The 21,468-nt window shown below is 55.6% G+C and carries 25 protein-coding genes; 6 read left to right on the forward strand and 19 right to left on the reverse strand.

The window, feature by feature from the left end:
• Positions 1-4 precede the first annotated feature (4 nt).
• The gene (locus BLP93_RS12430; RefSeq protein ID WP_161946323.1) at positions 5-673 is read right to left on the reverse strand and encodes a bestrophin-like domain; all 669 of its coding nucleotides are present in this window, start codon (positions 671-673) and stop codon (positions 5-7) included.
• 199 nt (positions 674-872) lie between these two features.
• Complete coding sequence (locus tag BLP93_RS12435) at positions 873-1,316, reverse strand: hypothetical protein (protein WP_092122171.1); 444 nt, start codon at positions 1,314-1,316, stop codon at positions 873-875.
• A 162-nt stretch (positions 1,317-1,478) separates the two neighbouring features.
• Here BLP93_RS12435 and BLP93_RS12440 point away from each other — a divergent pair, with 162 nt between their 5' ends.
• The gene (locus BLP93_RS12440) at positions 1,479-1,892 is read left to right on the forward strand and encodes a hypothetical protein (RefSeq protein ID WP_092122174.1); all 414 of its coding nucleotides are present in this window, start codon (positions 1,479-1,481) and stop codon (positions 1,890-1,892) included.
• A gap of 336 nt (positions 1,893-2,228) precedes the next feature.
• On the opposite strand, the gene BLP93_RS12445 is transcribed toward BLP93_RS12440, so the two are convergent.
• The 16 genes from BLP93_RS12445 to BLP93_RS12520 all read right to left on the reverse strand — a co-directional run bounded on the left by BLP93_RS12445 (position 2,229) and on the right by BLP93_RS12520 (position 15,171).
• Positions 2,229-2,780 (reverse strand): DUF421 domain-containing protein, encoded by a 552-nt coding sequence (locus tag BLP93_RS12445; RefSeq protein WP_208596642.1) that lies wholly within the window; start codon positions 2,778-2,780, stop codon positions 2,229-2,231.
• Positions 2,781-2,983: 203 nt separating this feature from the next.
• A complete protein-coding gene (locus BLP93_RS12450; RefSeq protein ID WP_092122176.1) occupies positions 2,984-4,288 on the reverse strand; it encodes a TRAP transporter large permease in 1,305 nt (434 codons plus the stop codon).
• On the reverse strand, positions 4,285-4,797 hold the full coding sequence (locus tag BLP93_RS12455) for a TRAP transporter small permease (protein ID WP_092122179.1): 513 nt from the start codon (positions 4,795-4,797) through the stop codon (positions 4,285-4,287). The genes BLP93_RS12450 and BLP93_RS12455 overlap by 4 nt, the downstream gene beginning before the upstream one ends.
• 131 nt (positions 4,798-4,928) lie before the next feature.
• Positions 4,929-5,963 (reverse strand): TRAP transporter substrate-binding protein, encoded by a 1,035-nt coding sequence (locus tag BLP93_RS12460; RefSeq protein WP_092122182.1) that lies wholly within the window; start codon positions 5,961-5,963, stop codon positions 4,929-4,931.
• Positions 5,964-6,085: 122 nt separating this feature from the next.
• Positions 6,086-6,517, reverse strand: coding sequence for an ACT domain-containing protein (locus tag BLP93_RS12465; RefSeq protein ID WP_092122289.1), 432 nt, complete (start codon positions 6,515-6,517; stop codon positions 6,086-6,088).
• A gap of 96 nt (positions 6,518-6,613) precedes the next feature.
• A complete protein-coding gene (locus tag BLP93_RS12470) occupies positions 6,614-7,918 on the reverse strand; it encodes a phenylacetate--CoA ligase family protein (RefSeq protein ID WP_092122185.1) in 1,305 nt (434 codons plus the stop codon).
• A gap of 174 nt (positions 7,919-8,092) precedes the next feature.
• A complete protein-coding gene (locus BLP93_RS12475; RefSeq protein ID WP_092122188.1) occupies positions 8,093-8,755 on the reverse strand; it encodes a PTS sugar transporter subunit IIC in 663 nt (220 codons plus the stop codon).
• Positions 8,756-8,792: 37 nt separating this feature from the next.
• Positions 8,793-9,266: a PTS sugar transporter subunit IIB gene (locus BLP93_RS12480; protein WP_092122191.1), complete on the reverse strand. Its 474-nt coding sequence runs from the start codon at positions 9,264-9,266 to the stop codon at positions 8,793-8,795.
• 12 nt (positions 9,267-9,278) lie between these two features.
• On the reverse strand, positions 9,279-9,698 hold the full coding sequence (locus BLP93_RS12485) for a PTS sugar transporter subunit IIA (RefSeq protein WP_092122292.1): 420 nt from the start codon (positions 9,696-9,698) through the stop codon (positions 9,279-9,281).
• A 25-nt stretch (positions 9,699-9,723) separates the two neighbouring features.
• Entirely contained in the window at positions 9,724-10,668 is a 945-nt protein-coding gene (rapZ, locus tag BLP93_RS12490; RefSeq protein WP_092122194.1) for an RNase adapter RapZ, read from the reverse strand.
• Complete coding sequence (locus tag BLP93_RS12495) at positions 10,649-11,098, reverse strand: PTS sugar transporter subunit IIA (RefSeq protein WP_092122197.1); 450 nt, start codon at positions 11,096-11,098, stop codon at positions 10,649-10,651. Before BLP93_RS12495 ends, rapZ begins: the two co-directional genes overlap by 20 nt.
• A gap of 4 nt (positions 11,099-11,102) precedes the next feature.
• Positions 11,103-11,648 (reverse strand): ribosome hibernation-promoting factor, HPF/YfiA family, encoded by a 546-nt coding sequence (hpf, locus tag BLP93_RS12500; protein WP_092122200.1) that lies wholly within the window; start codon positions 11,646-11,648, stop codon positions 11,103-11,105.
• 176 nt (positions 11,649-11,824) lie between these two features.
• On the reverse strand, positions 11,825-13,261 hold the full coding sequence (gene rpoN, locus BLP93_RS12505) for an RNA polymerase factor sigma-54 (RefSeq protein WP_092122203.1): 1,437 nt from the start codon (positions 13,259-13,261) through the stop codon (positions 11,825-11,827).
• A 66-nt stretch (positions 13,262-13,327) separates the two neighbouring features.
• Positions 13,328-14,053, reverse strand: a complete 726-nt coding sequence (lptB, locus tag BLP93_RS12510; protein ID WP_092122206.1) for an LPS export ABC transporter ATP-binding protein — start codon at positions 14,051-14,053, stop codon at positions 13,328-13,330.
• Positions 14,050-14,586, reverse strand: a complete 537-nt coding sequence (locus tag BLP93_RS12515; protein ID WP_092122209.1) for an LptA/OstA family protein — start codon at positions 14,584-14,586, stop codon at positions 14,050-14,052. Before BLP93_RS12515 ends, lptB begins: the two co-directional genes overlap by 4 nt.
• A gap of 24 nt (positions 14,587-14,610) precedes the next feature.
• Entirely contained in the window at positions 14,611-15,171 is a 561-nt protein-coding gene (locus tag BLP93_RS12520; RefSeq protein WP_092122212.1) for an LPS export ABC transporter periplasmic protein LptC, read from the reverse strand.
• Positions 15,172-15,690: 519 nt separating this feature from the next.
• Between BLP93_RS12520 and BLP93_RS12525 the strand changes: the two genes are divergently transcribed.
• From BLP93_RS12525 to gcvPB, 5 genes are read left to right on the forward strand one after another with little or no spacing between them, the layout of a single operon-like run.
• Positions 15,691-16,581, forward strand: a complete 891-nt coding sequence (locus BLP93_RS12525) for a pseudouridine synthase (protein WP_244148745.1) — start codon at positions 15,691-15,693, stop codon at positions 16,579-16,581.
• Positions 16,578-17,510, forward strand: a complete 933-nt coding sequence (locus BLP93_RS12530) for a phosphoribosyltransferase family protein (RefSeq protein WP_161946324.1) — start codon at positions 16,578-16,580, stop codon at positions 17,508-17,510. The genes BLP93_RS12525 and BLP93_RS12530 overlap by 4 nt, the downstream gene beginning before the upstream one ends.
• A gap of 60 nt (positions 17,511-17,570) precedes the next feature.
• Positions 17,571-17,948 (forward strand): glycine cleavage system protein GcvH, encoded by a 378-nt coding sequence (gene gcvH / locus BLP93_RS12535; protein ID WP_092122221.1) that lies wholly within the window; start codon positions 17,571-17,573, stop codon positions 17,946-17,948.
• Positions 17,949-17,951: 3 nt separating this feature from the next.
• On the forward strand, positions 17,952-19,283 hold the full coding sequence (gcvPA, locus tag BLP93_RS12540) for an aminomethyl-transferring glycine dehydrogenase subunit GcvPA (RefSeq protein ID WP_092122224.1): 1,332 nt from the start codon (positions 17,952-17,954) through the stop codon (positions 19,281-19,283).
• A complete protein-coding gene (gene gcvPB, locus BLP93_RS12545; RefSeq protein ID WP_092122227.1) occupies positions 19,280-20,731 on the forward strand; it encodes an aminomethyl-transferring glycine dehydrogenase subunit GcvPB in 1,452 nt (483 codons plus the stop codon). The genes gcvPA and gcvPB overlap by 4 nt, the downstream gene beginning before the upstream one ends.
• Positions 20,732-21,038: 307 nt before the next feature.
• Here gcvPB and BLP93_RS12550 read toward each other — a convergent pair whose 3' ends face one another.
• The gene (locus tag BLP93_RS12550) at positions 21,039-21,431 is read right to left on the reverse strand and encodes a VOC family protein (RefSeq protein ID WP_092122230.1); all 393 of its coding nucleotides are present in this window, start codon (positions 21,429-21,431) and stop codon (positions 21,039-21,041) included.
• Positions 21,432-21,468: the final 37 nt, after the last annotated feature.

A 21,468-nucleotide genomic window follows, 5' to 3' on the forward strand; every position in this document is an offset into this window, starting at 1 on the left:
CTGTCTACCCTCCTCTTCGGCCAGCTATCTGCGTAAGATAATCATGAAAGAGTTCCGGAGGGATCGTCAGTTCGCCGGCAAATGGATACATTAACTTTGCGGACATAACGATGAGGGAAATAAAGACCACCACCAGCAACGTGCCGAGAATGATGTGCACCTCGAGATAGGGCGTGAAGAGAAACCAGGGCATGGCAAAGGCAATCAACGTTGCCACCAGTAAAACATAGGACAACTTGCCGCCGAGGATGTCACCCGGGCCAGCCGCAATGCGGTCCGCGCGGTTGAGCATGATGTGGCGTGCCAACTGCTCCGCCTGAAGAGCGCTTGCCTGGTATTCAACGCCGCTGACCGCGATTTCTCCGACCGCCAGAAAAACGGCATCCAGATGGGCCTGGGCTTGCGGACTCCAGTCTCCGAAAGTAAGCAGGGGCCACTCTTCTTCTACTACGGTGTGCACATATGCCTCAAGGTGCATTGTCAGGTCTTTTCGGACGGAATCCGGCAGACTCCGCACGACCTGATCCAGGGCACGCACGGACATGGCTTCCGTTTTGACCGTAACCTGCATATCCTGGTACATTTCATACGCTGTAACCAGAAAAAAACCCAATACAACGGCATACGTCTCCGCCATGTAGTTGACCTTGCCGCTCGCGATCTGACTTTGCATACGCTCTAACGGGGGATACGCGATGCGGATCAGAATGATGCCAATTACCGAGAGCACCACAGAAGGTATGGCAAGCACTAGAAATGCTATCAGAAAAGGGGTTACCGCGACCCATTCAAAGACGTTTTCGGGCATGCTTACACTTTGGAATGAAATAATATCCAGTTCAGTTGGATTCTGGGTTGATCCATGATTAGGATCAGACTTTCAATTGCGACAAACCTTTTGTTCGAAACCATCGGCGGGAGCGAAACAGGCCGTTGCCGCGGGGTTTGAGATTGTTGCGCAGTACAGCGTCCTTGACCAATTGCTCGGCATGATCTTGATCCAGTACATTTCGAGAGAAAGACTGCAACAACATGGAAATACGCGTGAAATCCTTCTTACTCAGACGCCTGGAACGACCGGCTGCCTGCTTGACGAGCTCATCCAGCACACGCTCGACTTCGGTTTCCACGAAGGCATCACGTGCGGCAGCGGCGCCCAGAACCAGCGCCCTTGCGGAAAAGGGTTCAAGATCGAGATCAAAAGTCGCCATCTGCAGCCACTGGGTTTCGTTATCCTTTCCAACCCACTTCCTGCGTACGGCTTGTTCGACCACGAAATCATAAAACCGTCGATATCTTTGTTCCGTGTCGGACACCGTTTCTATCTCCAAATGTTGTGCTGTTTGACATGGCGATCGTCTGGCACTGTTGAATGTACGTCTCGAAATGTACAGATCGCTGCAGAGAGAGGTCTTGCCGCCATTGCAAGAATGCGGCACTTTACTTTACAATTGCAATAATGAAAAGGAGCACCTCCAATGAAGTCTTTCTTAATCCGTGTCAAGGGCGAACGCGACCCCTGGTGGACAGAAGTCAAAAGCCTTCTTTCAGGAAAGGGCATCCGACGTGAATCCCCGGAAGAATTGGCCGTATCTCGGGCCTTGGAAAAAATAAATTCTCCTCAGGAAATCGTCGGCGGTTCCGCGAAACAGATCCACATCAGCTTGTCTCATGACGGAGAAGGACGGGATCGTGGCGTGACGGTACTGGCCTATGACGCGTCCACGGCAGGTGGACCACCCAGGGACACAAGCCCAGATGCGGAAATCCAGCGTGACGCAAGCAGGTTTCCGAGATTGAGAACCTTTTTCTCATGGTGTGGAAACAGCCCGCGCATCAGCCGGACCTTTGGAAAAGTCCGGCAGTACTGCCGCTTTGAGATATTCTCGTAGCTATTCCAATACCGGCTCATGCAGTACGCCGGACGCAATATTAGGTAATCATATGCGATGCAAGGAAAGCTGTGGATGTATCGGGATCCAACAACGGGAGACGAAAAGAGGGATGTGATCTGGATACTGTAGTGGTAAGATGTTAAAAAGTTGGCGAAGGAGTGTGCGAGGCCGCAAAATCAAGGCACTCCGGGCCTCAGCTGAATAGTTATCAGCAAATCCTGATGCGGACTGGTTCTTGATTCATCTCGCTTTTGATCACGACGACGAGCACGAAGGAACAAGCCATGTCCGAGGAGGTTGGTCGCATTTTTTTCTTCTACACTGGCGAGCAGATTAATGACCTTTATTAATTATTTTGGATGCATCAGGGGCATCAATGCCGGCCAGAGCCGATTCGCCGGGAGTATTGCTTTTTTTGACCACACTGAACGAACCGTCGGTCTCCAGGACCACGGCTTCAATCTCACCCAGCGCGGCCGTTCCGGAAGTCCGCACGGCTGAACGCACCTCATCCCGCGTTACCCGTGCTTTGCGAAGGCTGTCCGTAAGATATGCCCCGCGGTACAGCAGCAGCGCAGGCTCTCCCGTGACCACCTTTCTGACCCATTGAGCACGGACGCTCGACCAGGTGACGGCGAACTGGATCCCGATCAGCAGCCCCATAGCCAGCGCGCCTTCCGCAAGACTCACTTCCGGGTTGAGCAGTATGTTTGCCAGGGTAGATCCCAGCGCGACAGTCACGACAAAATCGAAGGCATTCATCTTGGAAAGCGTTCGCCGCCCCGATATCCGCAGAAAAAAGACCAAGACAACATAGGCGATACAGCCCACAATAAATGTTCGAAGCAGGGTCTCCCAGTCACTGAAGAAAATGCCTTCCATCATCGACCTCCAGAACACGGTTCGTGCCACAGCCGAAACCAACTTCTGATAAGTCTAAGACCAAACCTCGGCTTGTGAAGAAGTGCGAAATCCGTTCTCCCCCTGATGCTGCTCCGCATGCAGGAGGATAAACGCGGGATGTCCTGAAGTCGGCGAAGGGATTTGCTGGGATCTCAAAAAGATGAGTCGGTTGTCTGGTGTTTGGATCAGATCATGTTCGGGAGGAACAGCGTCAGGGAGGGAAAAGCGAGTAAAATGACGATGCAAAGGATCAGCGCGGCCAGAAATGGCCAGATTCCCCTGAATATGGTTTCCAGGGGCACATCAGCGGCAATGCCCTTGATGATGTAGACGTTCATGCCCACTGGCGGGGTGATGACGCCCATAGCCACGACCATGACCATGATCACGCCGAACCAGATCGGGTCGTACCCGAGCACGTTGACCACCACGGGATAAAAGATCGGGATGGTCAACAACACCAGGGCCAGAGCGTCGATGAAAAACCCCAGTACCAGGTAGATGAGCAGGATCAAGGCCATGACCACATATGCCGGCAGGTCCAGCTGTCCGGCCCAGGTGGCCAGTTCGAAGGGAATACGACTTACGGCCATGAACCGCCCGAAGATGACCGCGGCGGCCACCAGCAGCATGATCATGGCAGTGGTCCGGGTGGAGTCCGCCAGGGCGCGTTTCAATCCTTCCCAGCGCAATTTGCGCTGGATGAGGGTCAGGAAAAAAACGCCGCCCGCCCCCACGGCTCCGGCCTCGGTGGGCGTGAACCAGCCGGCGAAAAGCCCTCCCAGGGAAAGCGAAAAGATCACGAACACTTCCCAGATTCCGCCTTTGAGCGCGGCAAGTCGTTCTTTCCAGGTAAATTTCGGACCTGCAGGCCCCAAAGCCGGATTGATCCTGGCCATGATGAATATGGTGGCCATGTACAGGAACATGAGCACGAAGCCGGGAATGATTCCGGCCAGAAACAGCTTGCCGATGGACTGCTCCGTGGCCATGCCGTAGACGATGAAGATCACGCTGGGGGGAAACAGCACGCCCAGGGCGCCGCCCGCCGCCACGCTGGCTGTGGAGAGGGTGTCGGCATAGCGGTATTTTTTCATCTCCGGAATGGCAATCGCGCCGATGGTCGCGGCCGTGGCCGTATTCGAACCGCACACCGCGCCGAAAAGTGCGCACGTGGCCTGAGTGGCGATGGCCAATCCACCGGGGAAATGCCCCATAGTCCTGTAGGCAAACGTGAACAGCCTGGCTCCGATGCCGGAGTAGAACGCCAGAAACCCCATGAAAATGAACATGGGGATGACGCTCAAGGAGTAGGAGGAAAAGGTGGCGTAGAGATCCTTGGAAACGACCCGGAAGGCGGCTTCCGGGGTAATCAGCCAACTGAACCCCAGGAATCCGGACAGGACCATGGCATAGGCGATGGGCATCCGGACAATCAGCAGCAGGAAGAAAAGTCCGATTCCCCCCAGCCCCACAAGCGTCGCACTCACCGCCGCACCGCCATTCCGATCATCTCAAGGGTACGCAGGAACAGGACCAGACAAAGCAGGATCAATGAAGCCGCAAGTCCGTAAACAAAGGGGTAAAATGGAATCTTTGTGGTCAGACCGACTTCGCCGCTGGCCGCGAAGCTCCTTCCGTAGTCCAGCATGTGCTTTGCACAAAAGATGAAAAAAACCGCGGATACGGCGTTGGTCATGGCGTCAATGCCCGCCCGGAGGCGATCCGGCAGCTTGGCCACCAGAAAGCCCACGGCAATATGTCCGTTTTTCAATGCGCAATGGGCCAATGCCAAACTCACCGTGAGGGAAGTTAAAAATCCAACATACTCGTAGGTTCCAAGGATAGGGCTTTTGAAAAAAGCCCGCAAAATGATGTTCAAAACGATCAACAGCATGACGGCGATGAGGCTGATTCCGGCAATGGCATCGAAGACCTTGCACGCGCCCCAGACATGTTTTTCAGCTTGTTTCAAATAGATGGTCGAACGTGACGGCATGGTACTCAAAGATATGGTTGGATAATCAGCAGCGAAGCGCTGTCAGAAAGGGGGGACGCTCCATTCGGAGAGTCCCCCATCAGTTGTGGGATACAAAGTAAAAACTCAACTCAATAACAATTAGTTCTTTCTCAATAGAGCGCATTATATTTTTCAGACAATTCCTGGACCAGATCCAGGGCCTGTTGCCCGGGCAGCCCCTTCTTCCTCATTTCCTCGACAAATTCAACCTGGATGGGCAGCACCAATTCGGTCCAACGGGCAGTTTCCTCATCAGACAAAGTGACCACCTGCTGGCCCGTGTCTTCCACCGCGTACTTCAGCGCGGCCTCATTTTGCGTATCCCACAGCCCCATGGCCACATCCTGAAAAAACCGTTCCGAAACCTCTTCCACTACGGCCTGCAAATCCGCGGGCAAAGAGTTCCAGGTTCGCTGGTTCATGGTCACGAAAAACAGCGTGTTGTACAAGAACGGCGTCAGGGTCAGATATTCCGTCACTTCGGCGTGCCGCCATCCCTGCAGAACTTCCAGGGGAGAGAGGTTGCCCTTGACGAGTCCGCGGGATAGGGCTTCGTAGGCCTCGGATTGGGGCATGGCCACGGGGATTGCTCCCAGGACGGACAAGGTCTTGGCGCTCAGACCGGTGGCCCGGATTTCCATTCCTTGCAGATCTTCAAGAGTCCGAACCGGTGACTTCGTGAACAGATCGCCGGGCCCGGTGGCCAGAACCATCAACAGCTTCGTATCCCGCACTTCCGTCGGATTCAGTTCCTTGATCGCCTCCCAGGCCACCTGGCTGGCAACCTTCGAATTTTCATAGGTCACGCCTGGCAATTCGAAAACTTCCAGCAACGGAAACCGGCCCCGGGTATAGGCGAAAGCGGACAAACCGATATCCGCGATTCCTGTGACCACGCCGTCATAGACTTCAGACGCGGCGAGCAAAGTTTGTCCAGGAAAACTGACAATTTTTATTCGACCATCGGAAGCCTCGGCCAAGGCCTGAGCCCAGCCCTGCACCATGACCGTTTCCGCCGGATGGGTTGCCGGGAAGAAATGGGCCAAGCGCAACGTCACAGTTTTCCCTGACGCTCCGGCGCTACCCGCGCTCATAACCAGCGTCATCAGCAATGCCAATATTGTTACGCCAATTCTGTTCATCATAAATTCCTCAACTTGTTGGGTAGATCATCCGGCGCAAGGTCATAAAAGCACATCCCGCGCCGAAAAAAGTGGCATATCGATCAGATGGATGCAGTTGACCACTTGCATTCCCGCCGAACAGGTTACAAGTTGTACAATTCATCGCCGGGAATGATCCGGATATTGTTTTTCTGCAAAATATCGATTGCCTGATCCGTCCGATCGAAACGAAAAATCAAAACGGCGTTCTTGCCGGACTGCTGAACAAAGGCGTACATGTATTCGACATTGATCTGACTGTTGCTCAGCAGTTCGAGGATCGAATGCAGCCCGCCCGGCCTGTCGTCCACCTCCACGGCCACCACGGAAGTTCGCCCCACGGTGAAGCCGTTGTCTTTCAAAATCTGCTTTGCCCGCTCATGATCCGTGAGAATCAGGCGGAGAATGCCAAAGTCCGACGTGTCGGCCAGGGAAAGAGCCCGGATGTTCACCTTGGATTCGGACAAGACCCGCGTCACATCGGTCAGGCGACCAGCCCTGTTCTCCAGGAAAATAGAAATCTGTTCCACCTTCATCATTGAGTCCTCCCTTTGCGGAGTTCTTGTTTTTGGCAAATGGTTATGGGGAGGCCAATAGTTTGAACCTCCCCATGCCGCCTCTTCCCGGCTTTCTTATGCTGCGTTGCGGCGATCGACGATCCGTTTGGCCTTGCCTTCGGATCGGGCGAGGCTGCGCGGTTCGACCAGTTTGACCTTTGCCGTGACGCCGAGAAATTCCTTGATGTTCCCCTGAATCTTTGCTTCCAGACGCTGCAGGTGACGCACTTCGTCTGAGAAGATGTTTTCATTCACCTCCACCTGGACTTCCAGGGTGTCCAGAACGCCCTGCCGATCCAGGATCAACTGATAGTGGGGCGTCAGGCCCTCGGTTTCCACCAGTATGGCCTCGATCTGGGAAGGAAAGACATTCACGCCGCGGATGATCAACATGTCGTCGCTGCGTCCCTTGATCCGGCTCATGCGCACGTGGGTCCGCCCACACAGGCAGGGGACGTAGTTCAAAGAAGTTATGTCCCGGGTCCGATAGCGGATTAAAGGCTGGGCCTCCTTGGTCAGGGTGGTCAGGACAAGTTCGCCTGTTTCACCGGGCGGAAGCACCTCTCCCGTTACCGGATCAATGATTTCCGGCAGGAAATGATCCTCGAATATATGCAGACCTTTCTGGGCCACGGCGCATTCCATCGCCACTCCAGGGCCCATGATCTCGGATAAACCATAAATATCCAGAGCGATAAGGCCCAGTTTCGTTTCGATGTCGTGACGCATCTCCTCGGACCAGGGTTCGGCGCCGAAGATGCCGATCCGGATGGGCAATTCGCTGATGGAGATCCCCGCTTCCAGCGCAGCCTCATACAAAAAGAGGCTGTAGGACGGCGTGCTGCAGAGCACCGTGGGACCGAAATCCCGAAGCAGCATGACCTGTCGCTTCGTTCCGCCACCGGAAATCGGCACGATGGTCGCTCCCAGTTCTTCGGCGCCGTAATGTACCCCCAGCCCGCCGGTGAACAAGCCGTAGCCGTAGGCATTATGCACCACGTCGCCGCGATTCACCCCTGCGGCCATGAAAGCGCGGGCCATCAAACCGGCCCAGTTGCGAACGTCCCGGTGCGTGTAACCGACAACCGTTGATTTGCCGGTTGTTCCGGATGAGGCATGAATCCTGACCACATTCTCTTTGGGAACGGCAAAAAGCCCGTAGGGATAATTGTTGCGCAAGTCCTGTTTTTCCGTAAAGGGCAGATGTTGCAAATCCTTCAGGCTCTTGACGTGTACAGGCCGAATGCCGGCCTCCTCAAACTTGCGCCGATAGAACGGAACATTGGCATTGACGCGTTCCACGAGGCTCTTCAATCTGGTCAACTGCAACGGCTCCAGATCCTCACGGGGCGCTGTCTCCTTATCAACATCGTAAATCACGCCACATCCTCCTTCGAAGGGAAAAACAGGTTGGGGAAGATTCGAAGCAACTTCAGCAAATTTTGAACACACAAGACGGGTAACCTGGTTCGGCTGGTTTTGATACTGCGGCCTCTCATGTCTGATGAAGCCGGGATGTTCATGTCTGACAGTTCGGAGCTTCCTTTGCCCCCACTACATCACGTTGACCCAATAGATCCCGCCGGCCAGGAACACGGCTACGAGCAAAATGGCATATACCCTGCGCGAACGCAGGGAAAGCAGGGCACCGATGGTCCCAAGCATCCAGATCATCGGCCATGTAATCGGAAGGACCAGGACACGACCGCGGACATGATGCAAGAGCCAGTCGGTAAGCGGTACAAGCAGGGCCATGACCAGAACAAAGACAACCAGGTTCAACATGCACAGCGGAAAGAAAGACTTGCCGACAAGGCTCGACATGGCAACGGAGTGTTCTCGTCCAGACCTGGTGGACAGAAGCATGCGCGTGTATTCGACATTCTGTCTTCGCCGATGGGCATGCTCCAGCTTGCTGCCCAAAAATGCCATGGGCAGGCACAGCAGCATCAGCATGAAGATCGCGGGCGGCTGGGAAATATCAAAGGTATGGGCGAGAGCCAATGTCGTCAGCAGAGCAAAGGGCCCATGGGGGGGGATGTATGTTCCGATGGGAAATAGATCCAGAAAAAAAAGTTCAAAAAAGACCGCTGCCGGCAACGCCGTTTCCCAATGTCCGGTCACGGCGGCCCAGATCATGCCGATCACCAGGGGACGATCCAGGAAACCGATGTTCAGCCCGAAACGGGCCAGGGAAAAAAGCACAAAAAAAAACACGCAAGTCCGACCCAGGTCAGGGAATTCAATTCAAAGCTCACCATGACGCCTTCACCTGCGTCGAATCATTGGGCACGCAGCGGAAATCAAGCTGAATGCCCCGGTTGCAAAAGGACTTCAGGCAACCGATGTCCTCGTTGCTTAATGCCACATGCGGACAGAGCTGCTGCTTGCCCGGAGAATAATGCAGGTTGCCGATGTTGACCGTGGTCAGCGCGAAACCGTTTTGCAAAGCCCGCTGGACGTCCCCGCAGGTGGCGAAAAGAACAAGAATGCCGCCCCGTTGCCGTTTTGACTGCACGCACTGGTCCAAAAACTTCGCAACCCCTTCCACCGTGGTGAACAGCAACTCCACGTTCGCGGGCACGGCCAACCTGACAATCTCTTGCCGCAAATCATCCTCGGCCAACTCGTCGTTGACCACGATAATGCTCTTTGCTCCCAGATAGGGAACCCACGCTTCGATGACCTGACCATGGACCAGTCGATTATCAATTCGCACCCAGTTCATGACGATACCGTACTATCCTTTGGCCACCTTGCTGCGCAGCAACTCTCCAGCCACCACGATACCCTGGGATCCGGCGGCCTTGGCTTCCCTGGCCAAATCGGCCAGAGGCAGTTTGCGGGAACCGAGCACACGCAGCAACATGGGCAGATTGACGCCGGTGATCACTTCCAGCTGGTGGTCGTTCTTGTTCAGCAAGGAAAGACTCAGGTTTGTCGGGGTCCCCCCGAACATGTCCGTGAGGATGACGACCCCGGGCCCATGGTCCGCGCTTTTTACGCTGGCCTTGATCTGCGCGAGGGACTTCTCCACTTCCTTGGTCACATCCACGCTGACGAAATAGCAGTCTTGCTGCGGCCCGAGAATTAATTCCGCTGCCTTGAGCAGATACGCCCCATATTCGGTATGGGTGACTAATACGACTCCAATCACCATAAACTCCAAATGCCTGCGATCGGGTTCATCCCAGATCCAGGTGACGATGTTCAATGGTCACGGCAAATCCCGTGGCCTGCAAAGAGGTCAGAAGCGCTTGGGATACGGCGACGGACCGATGCCGCCCCCCCGTGCATCCCAGGGCCAGAGTCAGACGATAGCGGCCCTCGGCGGCATAGAGAGGCAGCAGGTATCGCAAAAAATCCTCGAAACGGTCAATAAAAGCTTTCCCGGGATCATGCTGCAGCACGTATCGGGCGATGGATTCGTCCAACCCTGACAGAGGCCGCAACTCCGGATCGAAATAGGGATTGGGCAAAAACCGAAGGTCGAAGACCAGATCCGCTTCAAGGGGAACACCGTACTTGAAGCCGAAGGAAATGAGATGGATCCGCATTCCCTCACCGGTTTCTTTTTCCAGAGGCCATTTCTCCTGGATCACCCTGCGCAGATCGTGAATCGAAAAATCCGAAGTATCCACCACCAGATCGGCATGATTGCGCAAGCCTTCCAGCATGACCCGTTCCTGAAATATGGCCTGGTCCAATCCCATGCCCTGCGCTTCCAGGGGATGAGGCCGCCTCGTGGTGGCGTATCGCCGGATGAGCACCGCGTCCCTGGCCTCCAGAAAAACCAGTTTGAGGCTAATCCCGGCCTGATCCATCTCCTGGACGAAGTTTTCCCACTGTAGCGCAAAATCAGGGAGCCGAACATCCAGCCCCAGGGCCACGCCGGGGTAGCGATCCAGCTTCATTTCCTCGGCCAGCGTGACCAGCTGTCCGGCCAGTCCAGCCGGCAGTCCGTCCACGCAAAAAAAACCGAGATCCTCAAAGACGTTCAAGACCGTACTTTTACCGGCCCCGGATTGGCCTGTAATCATCACCAGCGAGACATCATGGATGCCGCGGGGAGGTTGTCCAGGCTGTTCCGGCTCCTGCACAGAAGTTTGCTCAGGCAGTGTTGAGTGCATCCCAGAAATGATCCTTGTCTTGGGCTGTGAGGAAGGCGTGCCTAAATTCTTCGTTCTTCAGCAGTCTAGTGATGGAAGCCAGTATGCGCAAATGCATTCCGGCTACATGTTCCGGGGCCAGAACCATGAAAAAAATATGACACGGTTTGTAATCCAGGGCCTCGAAATCAACCCCCGCGGAACTGCGGCCGACCACGAGCACAATCTGCTCAAGCCCCTCCAATTTGCCGTGGGGTATGGCGATCCCGTCGCCTATTCCGGTACTGCCCAGACTCTCCCTGTCCCGCAGGACCCGGAACGCAGTCTCGGCGTCGAAGCTCGGCCACTTCAGGGCCAGGGCGGAGACCAGCTCCGCCAGAACCTCAGTCTTGTTCCGGGCCTGCAGTTCAGGAAGTAGCAGGTCCTTGCTTAGATATTCCCGGAGGATCATCAGGTTATATTCCCGGATCAATCAAGCCGAAATCGCTGCTTTTTCGGCGATAAATTACGTTCACGCGCTCAATATCCGCATTGAAGAACACCAGGAATTCGTTGCCCAGAGCTTCAAGCTGCATGGCCGCTTCGTCCACGGACATGGGCTTGGGTTCAAAATTGTCCGTTTCCGTAATGGTCTGTTCACGCTTTCCGGTTTCGTCCTGGGTGAAGGAGATCACATCAACCCTTGCGGATTGCCCTTTCTGGCCGCGACGGTGGTCCTTGCTTTTCTCCTTGATCTTGCGGACCTGGGCCTCGAGCTTGTCCAGAACCAGATCGATGGTGGAATACATGTCCTCACTCTCGCTGGTCGCGGAAAAATGCATGTCCTTGCCCGTCAATATGACCTCGGCCATGTGGCGGTATTTTTCCACGGAGAGATTCACCGCGATCTCGCCGTCATCGTCCGGCCGCAGGTAGCGGTTGATTTTGTCAAAACGTTCACGGGCATACCCTTTGAGGTGATTCGACGGCTCAAAATTCTTAAACGTGAATGTGATTTCCATGCAGACACCTCCAGAGAAAGGGTTCAAGGTTGATTGTTTCGGACAAGGTGCATTTCTGATCCGCCAAGCCATCCGCGCCGGACATGCAACATGTGTTGCCGACGGAGGGAAAGCGCCAGCGGCCTGTCGTGGTTCGGCTTGCACGGCAATCAGATTTTCACTCCTGGCATCTCCGGTTAAAATATCGATTTCCGCTTGGATGATGAGTCAATGTTCAACGCCATACGATACTTGGCCACGGTTCGGCGGGCAATATTCACCCCCAGGGATTTTTTCAACAACTGGGAGATCAACTCGTCGCTCAGCGGTCGTTTAGGGTCCTCCTCGGATATCAATTTCTTGATTTCCGCCTTGACGCTTTCCGAGCCGGCCTCACTGCCGTCATCCATTCCCAAGGCGCTGTTAAAGAAAAATTTCAGTTCAAAAATGCCGTGCGGCGTGTTCATGTACTTGTTCGTTGTGATCCGGCTCACAGTGGATTCATGCATGCTGATGTCCAAAGCCACGTCCTTCAGAATCATCGGTTTCAAGTGGGTCACGCCGTGACGAAAAAATTCCAGCTGAAACCGGACAATGCTTTCCGCGACCTTGTACAGGGTCCGCTGACGCTGGTACAGACTTTTCATCAGCCAGTGAGCGGAACGCACTTTCTCCTGAATGTACTCTTTTGCCCCCTTCCCATGAATGGCCATGTCTTTGGCATAGGCCTCATTGATCATCAGTCCCGGAATTTCGTCCTCGTTCAGGACAACGATGAAATCCTCGCCTTGTTGATGCACATACACATCCGGGCTGGTAAACTGCGGATCATCGGTGTTGAAGCTCTTCCCGGGCATGGGATCAAGCCGTTGAATGCACTCCAGGTACTCCCTGATCTCATCCATGGTGAGCTTGAACTTCTTGGCCAGAGGCTTGTAGCGGCGCTTTTCCAGTTCCTCCATGTGATCCTTGACGAAAGAAACCAGCACCGGATCATCCAGCCCCAATTCCTCCATCTGAACCATCAGGCATTCCTGCAGGTTTCTGGCGCATACTCCGATAGGATCCAGCCGTTGCATGATCCGGAGCACCCTTTCAGCCTCCTCGACGCTGCACTCCGCCATGAGCGCAATCTCCTCGAGGGGCTCGCACAGGTACCCCACCGAATCAAGATTGCCAAGGATCACGTTGCTGATGGCAAGATCTTTTTGCGGCAATGACGAAAGCCGCAACTGCCAGGAAAGATGACCGGTCAAGGTCGACTTGCCCGCCAGCCGGGCCTCAAAACTCATTCCTTCTTCAGGCACTTCCCAGTCCCTGCCTTGCATCTGCCGGCTGACGCTGGAAAATTCCCCAAGATAGTCCTGCCATTCCGGGTCATGCAGTTGACGCGGCTCTTCAACATTGACGGATTGAAAACGCTCGTCGGCAGGATCTTTTTTCTCCACCTCCATGACGGCCTCATCGAGGCTTTCCGGGACGATCTCCAAAACCGGATTTTCAAGTAATTCCTGTTGAATGCTTTCAACCAGCTCCATTCGGGAAAGCTGAAGCAACTTGATGGCTTGTTGCAACTGGGGAGTCATCACCAGTTGTTGCGTCAGCTTCAGCTGCTGGCGTAGTTCAAGAGCCATGCCCTACCCTCGATGTTGAATGCATTTGAGCAGGGAAGCCTTGCTTGCACAAGGCGGAATGCGTGATCATAGACAAAAATCCTCACCAAGATATACTTTTCGAGCACTTGAATCCGCCACGATTTCCTCCGGAGAGCCTTCAAAAATGGCTTTCCCTTCGAAAACAATGGAGGCTCTGGTGCAAATTTTCAATGTCTCGCGGACATTGTGATCTGAAATCAACACCCCGATGCCCCGTTCTCTGAGCGAAGTAATGATGACCTGAATATCATCCACCGCAAGTGGATCAATACCCGCAAATGGTTCATCCAACAACATGAATTTTGGATTGCGAATCAGGGCGCGGGCGATCTCCAGCCTTCGACGTTCACCACCGGACAAATACATGGCCTTCTGATCTGCCAGCTTGGAAATCCCCAACTCTTCCATCAAGGCTTCCGCTTTTTTGTGCTGAATGGAACGGGATAAATCAGTGTATTCAAAAATAATCTGCAGGTTTTGCAGGACAGTCAACTTTTTGAAAACCGAGCTTTCCTGGGGCAGATAACTCAGCCCCAGACGGGCTCGCTCATGCAGCGGCCATGTCGTGATTTGCTGCCCGTCCAGCTCGACGGATCCGCCCGAAGGCTTAACCACTCCGACCAGCATGTAAAACGTCGTGGTTTTGCCTGCGCCGTTGGGCCCCAGCAGCCCAACGATTTCTCCCTGCCGCACACGAACAGTGATTCCGCGGACTACCTCTTTTTGGCCGAAGGATTTACGCAGATCACTGCCGATCAGTATTGAACTCATTGCTCCCCCTGCTCGCGGGGCAGCATGAAAACGCCCTCCACTCTCCGATCCTTGCGTCCCTGCACGTCTACCTCTTTCTCCTGGACGTTGAGCGTGATTACATTGCCTTCCAGCTTGGTGCCTCCGCCTTCCACAATGGCATTTCCCTCCAGGCGCAGCACCCCCTGATCGACCCAATATGTAGCCATATCCCCGTGGCCGATCCGCTCTTCATGCTTCAAAAAAACCTTGCCTAGGGCGATCATCTTATCAATATCCACCTGGGCTTCCATGTCCTGTTCCACGGACACGTCTTCCGGACGATCCTCCCGGGGCAAGGTCCGCAAAAAAATCAGCAGCCGTTCCGAGCGGAGTTGAAAATTCGGCCTGTCCACATGCACATTTCCGATGAACTCTATCTGGTGTTTATGGTGATCATAGCGCAAACGCTCAGCCGTGATCCGGGTGGGCACGGCCTCCTCGTCATTCGCCCAGCTCCATGCCGCGAAGGCCGTGACTGCGACGAGGCACAACAATACGGATTTCCAAGCCATGTTCAATGGGCGACGAACAGCCACTTACAACCCTTTGGAAAAATTGTTTTTGGTAATGATAACCTCCACGCCGCCTTCGGCATTGACCACCCAGGTCGTCAGATCGACATCCCCTTTTTCGGAACGCAGCTGCAACCCTTGACGGTCCAGCAGGATGTCTCCGGACAAAAAGATGGTGTCGTCCATCTGGACAAAAATGGCTTCCCGAGAATTCAGGTATGTCGGACCGTATTCCATATGCACTCCTGACCAGAGCCGGATATCGCTGGAGGCTTGATCCACCTCGCCCAGGGGCGCGTTGACGATCACCGGAACATCATTTCCGACCAGATTCTTGGTGATGTACGGAGAATTGAGCAGAACCACCTGCTGTCCCTGGTCATAAGACGCCGAATTGGCCTTCAAGGTCCAAAGCATTCGTCCCTGCTGTCCCAATCGCATTTCCACTCCGCTCATGCTTACATCCACGTCGACATCCTCGGCCATGGGACCGATGGTTCGCCGCTCCTGTTCCGAATCCTTTGAAAAAACAAAAAAGCCCACAACCAGCAGGCAGACAAGCCCAATGAGTATTTTTCGATGCATGGATCCTCCACCTCGGATCAAATCGTTTATCTACCGTATTCGCGGCGCGCACACGGCTGAAGCTTAATCTTAGATGAGCTTGGCCTTGCAACGTTCGGCAAGAGATACTGAGTATAATATTTGCAAGATAAAATCGAGTACCGCAAGAACTTGCCGGATACGAACAATTGATGCCTTCGTCGCCATAATGAACGCTTCAGGCCGTCAGGAAGGAAATCAAAGTTTTTCCGAACCGAATTCTAACTACGCCACTTTTACGGCTCCATTCATATTGCCTATAACCACGCCGGAAAAAACGGTCAAATGGACGCCTCGCCCGCGCAGAGCAAAATCTGTGTTCTCAGCAATAATCCAAATCCAAATCGCAATCGAAATCGAAATCGAAAATATTACACCACCTCATGATTACGCCATCTTCTTGGTATGTCGTCTGATTGCGATTCGATTGCGATTACGATTACGATTGCGATAGCGATTGCGATACTTAATCGAATAGAGCGTGAGAATCGAGAACAAGTCTTGCCCTGTTACCCGCTTGGGCAGGCCGGGCAGATCGTCATCTTGACCCGGCGGGGGCCGCCGCCCTATTGTCAGCGAGTGACTCATCCTGAATCAAACCAAACAGTACGCCTGAACAAGGTGCTGGCGCAATCCGGACTCTGCTCACGCCGGGCGGCGGATGAAATGATTCTGGAGGGAGCCGTCATGGTCAACGGCGAAGTGACGAGAACTCCGGGTATCCGCATTGATCCAGGCCGGGACCGCGTTCGGGTTCGCGGCAAGGATATCCCGCTTACCCCGGAGAAACACCGCGAACTCCTGTATCTGGCCATGCACAAGCCCCCCGACGTGGTGACCACGGCCCACGATCCCCAGGGCCGGAAGACCGTCATGGACCTCCTTTCCTCTGAAATACGCCGCCGAAGGCCGTTTCCCGTTGGCCGCCTGGATCTACTGTCCGAAGGACTGCTCCTGCTGACCACGGACGGCGAAACGGCCCTGCGCATGACCCACCCTCGCTGGGAACATCCCAAAACATACCATGTTCGGGTCCGTGGTCACGTGACGCGGGAGAAACTCGAGACCATGCGCAGCGGAATGCAGCTTGCCGAGGGCGAGCGGCTGGCACCCGTGGAGGTTCGCATCATTGGCAATGATGGAACGTCATACCGCCAAAATGGCCGCCATTCCGAAGGAGGCGTGATTCTGGAAATGACGCTGCGCCAGGGCGTGAACCGGCAAATCCGGCGGATGTGCCGCGATCTTCGCCTGCATGTTCTGGGTCTGCGACGGTTGAGCCAGGGTCCCATCCAGCTCGGCGATTTGCCCAGCGGCGCATGCCGGTCCCTGACTCCCAAGGAAATCAACGCCCTGCTCGACTCCCTCGACTTGAACAGGAGACCCGCATGATCCATCTTTTCTTCTGCCCGCAAATGACGGAAACAGCTCTGCGCATCCACACGGCCCATCCGAAAGATATCACCCTCGGGCGGATCGACTGGTCCTATTTCCAGGATGGCTTTCCCAACCTGCGGATCGAAAACGCTCCCAATCTCCGCAACCGTGACGTGGCCTTTCTCGGAACCCTGACCACCCCCGGAGAGATGTTCGCCCAACTGGCCGTGCTTTTCGAATTGCCTCGGTATGCCGTACGCTCCTTCAAGCTGATCCTGCCCTACTTTCCCACGGGAACCATGGAACGGGTCGAGGAAGAAGGCCAGATCGCCACGGCCGCCACTCTGGCCCGCCTGCTCTCGGACATTCCGCTATCCATGTCCGGCCCGGCCCAGATCGTCATCTACGACATCCATGCCCTGCAGGAGCGCTTCTATTTTTCGGACAGCGTCATTCCCCGGCTTGAAACCGCCGTGCATCTGCTCAAGGAAGAGATCCAGAGTCTGCCCGACGTGTCTATCGCTTTTCCGGATGAAGGCGCCTGGAAGCGCTTCGGGCGACTCTTTTCGGAATTTCCGCAGATTGTCTGCCTCAAGGCCCGACAGGGAGATCGCCGGGGCGTCCTGATCAAGGAAGGCGATCCTCGCGACCGGCACGTCCTCATTGTGGACGACCTGATCATGTCCGGTGGGACCCTGATCGAGTGCAAGAACGTTCTCCTGGAAAAAGGCGCAACCTGCGTCAGCGCCTTTGCAACCCACGGAGTATTTCCGGATAGGGCATGGATGCGTCTGGAGAATGAAGGATTTCAAACCATCTGGATCACGGACTCCTGCCCCGCCCAAGCCGAGGCCGTCTATAGCCGGTCTCCATTCCAGGTCATATCCTTGGCCCGGGATATTGCCAGAATCCTGCTTGAACCGTTATCACCGCCCAGCGACTGAGCGTGCTCATCACGCCTACCTTTCCGACACCATCTTCCATGTCCACCCAAGGAGAGAAACATGATCCCCGACGACCTGTTGTATTCCGCATCTCATGAATGGGCCCGTATAGACGGCCAGGAAGCGCTGGTCGGAATCACGGACTTCGCCCAGTGCCAGCTCGGCGACATCACCTTCATCGAACTGCCCTCGGCGGGCGACGGCGTCGCTCAGGGCCGGGAAATTGGCAGTATCGAATCGGTCAAGGCGGCAACCGAACTGAACAGTCCGGTTACCGGAACGGTTCTGGAAGTAAATGAAGAACTGGACGGCGCCCCGGAAAAAATCAACCGGGATCCCTACGGCGCCGGCTGGATGATCCGCGTCAAACTCTCCGAAACGCCGCGGGAGCTGCTCACATCAGAGCAATACAAAGTCCTGGCCGAATGCCGCGAGTAGCCCATGCCCTATATTCCTCACACCCCGGATGAACAGCGACGGATGCTGGATGTGATCGGCGCGGCCGGCATGGACGATCTGTTCGCGGAAATTCCCGAGACGCTTCGTCCCAAAAGCTTCGACCTGCCCGAAGGCCTTGGCGAACATGAAGTGCTGAGCCGACTGGAAGCCTTGGCGAACAAGAACAATACCCAGTTGATCAGCTTTCTGGGCGCCGGTTTCTACGATCATGCCATTCCCGCGGCCGTGGACTTTCTGACCTCCCGGGGGGAATTCGCCACGGCATACACCCCTTATCAGCCTGAAGCCTCCCAAGGGTCCCTGCAGGCCATTTTCGAATACCAGACGGCCATTGCCAGGCTTCTGGACATGGATTTCGCCAACGCATCGGTCTACGACGGCGGTACCGCCCTCTACGAAGCCATGATGATGGCGGTGCGCCAGACCAAACGTCGCAGAATCGTGGTGGATGAATGCGTCAACCCCATCTATCGCCGCATGCTGGACTGCTACACCTCGAACCTGTCCCTGGAGATGATCCTGGTGCCGCACCAGGAAGGTTCGTCCGACATGGAGGCCCTTTCCGCGGCCGTGGATGAAAACACCGCCGGGGTTATTGTCCAGAACCCAAATTTTTTCGGAGTCATCCAGGACTTCACCGACCTGTTCTCCCACGTCCGGAACCACGGCGCCTTGAACATTATCTCCGTCTATCCCCTGATGCAGGCGATCCTGAAGACCCCGGGCGCCATGGGGGCGGACATCGCAACGGCAGAAGGCCAGAGCCTGGGATTGCCGCTGAGCTTCGGCGGGCCCTACCTGGGCATGATGACCTGCTCCAAAGCCTTGATCCGCCAGATGCCCGGACGCATTGTCGGGAGAACCACGGATGCCGAAGAGCGGACCGGCTACGTCCTGACCCTGCAGGCCCGGGAACAGCATATCCGCCGTCAGAAAGCCACGTCCAACATCTGCTCCAATCAGGCCCTGTGCGCCATGCGGGCCATTGTCTACCTCTGCCTGATGGGCCCCAGGGGGCTGGCCAACACGGCGACCCACTGTACTGAACTGGCCCATTACGCCGCCAGACGGCTGCTCAAACTCCCGGGAACAAGAATGCTCAGCCCGGCGCCCTTTGCCAATGAATTCGCCCTGGTCCTGCCGCGACCGGCCTATCACGTCATCGACCGGTTGACCCGGCGCGGTTTTTTGCCCGGCTTTCCCCTGGGCCGCTATTATTCCGGCCTGGAGAATGTTCTGCTTGTGGCCTGCACGGAAAAAAACACTCGCGAAGACATCGGCATTCTCAAGGAACTGCTGGGAGGGGCATTATGAAAACCATATTCGACCAATCCGTCTCCGGGCGACCCGGTGTTGGAATGCGCGAGCTGAAAAAGGACCTGACCGGTCTGATCCCCCAGGAACTGGCAAGAACCAGCCTGCCCTGTCTGCCCCAGGTCGGGGAGCTGGACGTGGTCCGCCATTTCACCCGCCTTTCCCGACTGAATTTCGGAGTGGACAGCCATTTCTATCCCCTGGGTTCGTGCACCATGAAGTACAGCCCCAAGTTCATGGAACAGGCCGCCGCCCTGCCCGGTTTCAGCCGACTGCACCCCCTTGTTCCCCAGTTCAGGGGCGCGGGCCACTTCGCCCAGGGTGCCCTGGAAGTGATCTTCGAAACCGAACAACTGCTCTGCGAAATAACGGGTATGGCCGGATTCACCGTGCATCCCATGGCCGGATCCCACGGCGAACTCACCGGCGCCATGATCATCGCCGCCTACCACAAGGACAAAGGCCGCAAGCGGACCAAAGTTATTGTGCCGGATTCGGCCCACGGAACGAATCCGGCATCCGCGGCCATTGCTGGATTCGACGTGATCAGCCTGGAATCCAAGGACGGAATTGTCGATCCGGAGGCCCTTGAAGCGGCCCTCAGCGAGGACGTGGCCGCGGTGATGATGACCTGCCCCAATACATTGGGGCTGTTTGAACTGCATCTGCCCCGGATCGTGGAACTGGTCCGGTCAGTGGACGCCCTGCTCTACTACGATGGAGCAAACCTGAACGCCATTCTGGGCAAAATGCGTGTGGGGGACGCCGGTTTCGACGTAGTCCACCTGAATCTGCACAAGACCTTCGGCACCCCTCATGGCGGAGGCGGTCCGGGATCCGGTCCGGTGGGCGTCAGCGAACGTCTGGTGGAATTCTTGCCCATATCACGAGTGGTCAAGCTGGAAGACGGTCAGTTTTTTCTGGACTACGACTACCCGAAGTCCATCGGATATGTCGCCCCGTTTTACGGGAATTTCGGCGTCTACCTCAAGGCGTACGCCTACATCCTGCGCCTGGGCCGCGAGGGCCTGATCCGGGTTTCCGAAAACGCCGTTCTCGCGGCGAACTACCTGCGCAAGCGTCTGGAAGAACACCTGGAAATCCCCTACAACAGGATCTGCATGCACGAATTCGTGGCCTCGGCCGTGCGTCAGGCCGCCCAAGGCGTACGAGCCGTGGATATTGCCAAAGCCCTGCTGGACAAGGGACACCACGCGCCCACGGTCTACTTCCCCCTGATCGTCAAGGAAGCGTTGATGTTCGAGCCCACGGAAACCGAATCCCTGGAAACCCTGGATCAGTTCGTGAATGACCTGATCGAGATCCTGGAACAGGCCGAACACGACCCCGCCTCCATTCAGTCCGCACCTCATCAAACACCCGTGGGCCGCCTGGATGAAGTCAAGGCCGCCCGCAACCTGGAACTGACGGACCACTGCGGACTCTGATTCCTTCGCTGACATAAAAAATGCCGTGAGATTCCGAACGGGATCTCACGGCATGCTGATCGACTTCGTCGCCGGACCAGCAAGAATCTCTGCCGGCTCGAAAATCACTCCGAAAATGCTCAAAAACTTGCGGCAATCAAAGAGGATACATCCTGGGAGCGCCGCACCCCAGTGCGGCCAGCGGTGTAACGCACCAGTACCAAGTTCCGGCTGGAGCGTGGCCCAGTAACTGGGTTACGAAGCTCCACGCAGGATGAGATCCCCTTGCACGCGAAACCTCATCGCCCGACCTCTTTGAGCAGTTACATCACTCCTTCATCTTGTAGGTGATCGCTGAGATCACCGCCCCTTGCGGGTCCTGAAGCACGCAAAACCGCCCCACCCCTGGAATGTCCGTTGGCGGCACAAGCACCCGTCCTCCGAGTTCTTTCGCTTTCCCTGCCGTGGCATCCACGTCGTCAACAGTAACGTACGTTCCCCAATGGGGAGGAGTACCGGCCGGAACCTGCGACGGCATGGGCATCATGCCGCCGACCTCCTCTCCCCCTGCCTTGATCACGCTGTAATCCATGCCTTCCATGGGCATGCCCGAAATCTCCCAGCCGAAAAGGGTCCCGTAAAACTTTTTCGCGCCGTCGACATCCGCGGTAAGCAGTTCGTTCCAGCTGAAGGCGCCGTGGGTTTCATACTTGTTGCTCATGATCGCTCCTTTGTTTGGTTTCCGTTTTCATGATCAG

It is taken from the genome of Desulfonatronum thiosulfatophilum (assembly GCF_900104215.1).
GTDB classification, from domain to species: domain Bacteria; phylum Desulfobacterota; class Desulfovibrionia; order Desulfovibrionales; family Desulfonatronaceae; genus Desulfonatronum; species Desulfonatronum thiosulfatophilum.

What these genes read in the sequence shown, in the direction of transcription:
- BLP93_RS12520 (WP_092122212.1), bottom strand. Translation starts at nt 15,171, where the DNA reads ATGCATCGAAAAATACTCATTGGGCTTGTCTGCCTGCTGGTTGTGGGC.
- lptB (WP_092122206.1), bottom strand. Translation starts at nt 14,053, where the DNA reads ATGAGTTCAATACTGATCGGCAGTGATCTGCGTAAATCCTTCGGCCAA.
- BLP93_RS12460 (WP_092122182.1), bottom strand. Translation starts at nt 5,963, where the DNA reads ATGATGAACAGAATTGGCGTAACAATATTGGCATTGCTGATGACGCTG.
- BLP93_RS12495 (WP_092122197.1), bottom strand. Translation starts at nt 11,098, where the DNA reads ATGATCCTCCGGGAATATCTAAGCAAGGACCTGCTACTTCCTGAACTG.
- BLP93_RS12445 (WP_208596642.1), bottom strand. Translation starts at nt 2,780, where the DNA reads ATGATGGAAGGCATTTTCTTCAGTGACTGGGAGACCCTGCTTCGAACA.
- gcvH (WP_092122221.1), top strand. Translation starts at nt 17,571, where the DNA reads ATGATCCCCGACGACCTGTTGTATTCCGCATCTCATGAATGGGCCCGT.
- BLP93_RS12515 (WP_092122209.1), bottom strand. Translation starts at nt 14,586, where the DNA reads ATGGCTTGGAAATCCGTATTGTTGTGCCTCGTCGCAGTCACGGCCTTC.
- BLP93_RS12550 (WP_092122230.1), bottom strand. Translation starts at nt 21,431, where the DNA reads ATGAGCAACAAGTATGAAACCCACGGCGCCTTCAGCTGGAACGAACTG.
- BLP93_RS12430 (WP_161946323.1), bottom strand. Translation starts at nt 673, where the DNA reads ATGCAAAGTCAGATCGCGAGCGGCAAGGTCAACTACATGGCGGAGACG.
- BLP93_RS12485 (WP_092122292.1), bottom strand. Translation starts at nt 9,698, where the DNA reads ATGGTGATTGGAGTCGTATTAGTCACCCATACCGAATATGGGGCGTAT.
- BLP93_RS12480 (WP_092122191.1), bottom strand. Translation starts at nt 9,266, where the DNA reads ATGAACTGGGTGCGAATTGATAATCGACTGGTCCATGGTCAGGTCATC.
- BLP93_RS12530 (WP_161946324.1), top strand. Translation starts at nt 16,578, where the DNA reads ATGATCCATCTTTTCTTCTGCCCGCAAATGACGGAAACAGCTCTGCGC.
- BLP93_RS12465 (WP_092122289.1), bottom strand. Translation starts at nt 6,517, where the DNA reads ATGAAGGTGGAACAGATTTCTATTTTCCTGGAGAACAGGGCTGGTCGC.
- rpoN (WP_092122203.1), bottom strand. Translation starts at nt 13,261, where the DNA reads ATGGCTCTTGAACTACGCCAGCAGCTGAAGCTGACGCAACAACTGGTG.
- hpf (WP_092122200.1), bottom strand. Translation starts at nt 11,648, where the DNA reads ATGGAAATCACATTCACGTTTAAGAATTTTGAGCCGTCGAATCACCTC.
- rapZ (WP_092122194.1), bottom strand. Translation starts at nt 10,668, where the DNA reads ATGCACTCAACACTGCCTGAGCAAACTTCTGTGCAGGAGCCGGAACAG.
- BLP93_RS12455 (WP_092122179.1), bottom strand. Translation starts at nt 4,797, where the DNA reads ATGCCGTCACGTTCGACCATCTATTTGAAACAAGCTGAAAAACATGTC.
- BLP93_RS12440 (WP_092122174.1), top strand. Translation starts at nt 1,479, where the DNA reads ATGAAGTCTTTCTTAATCCGTGTCAAGGGCGAACGCGACCCCTGGTGG.
- gcvPB (WP_092122227.1), top strand. Translation starts at nt 19,280, where the DNA reads ATGAAAACCATATTCGACCAATCCGTCTCCGGGCGACCCGGTGTTGGA.
- gcvPA (WP_092122224.1), top strand. Translation starts at nt 17,952, where the DNA reads ATGCCCTATATTCCTCACACCCCGGATGAACAGCGACGGATGCTGGAT.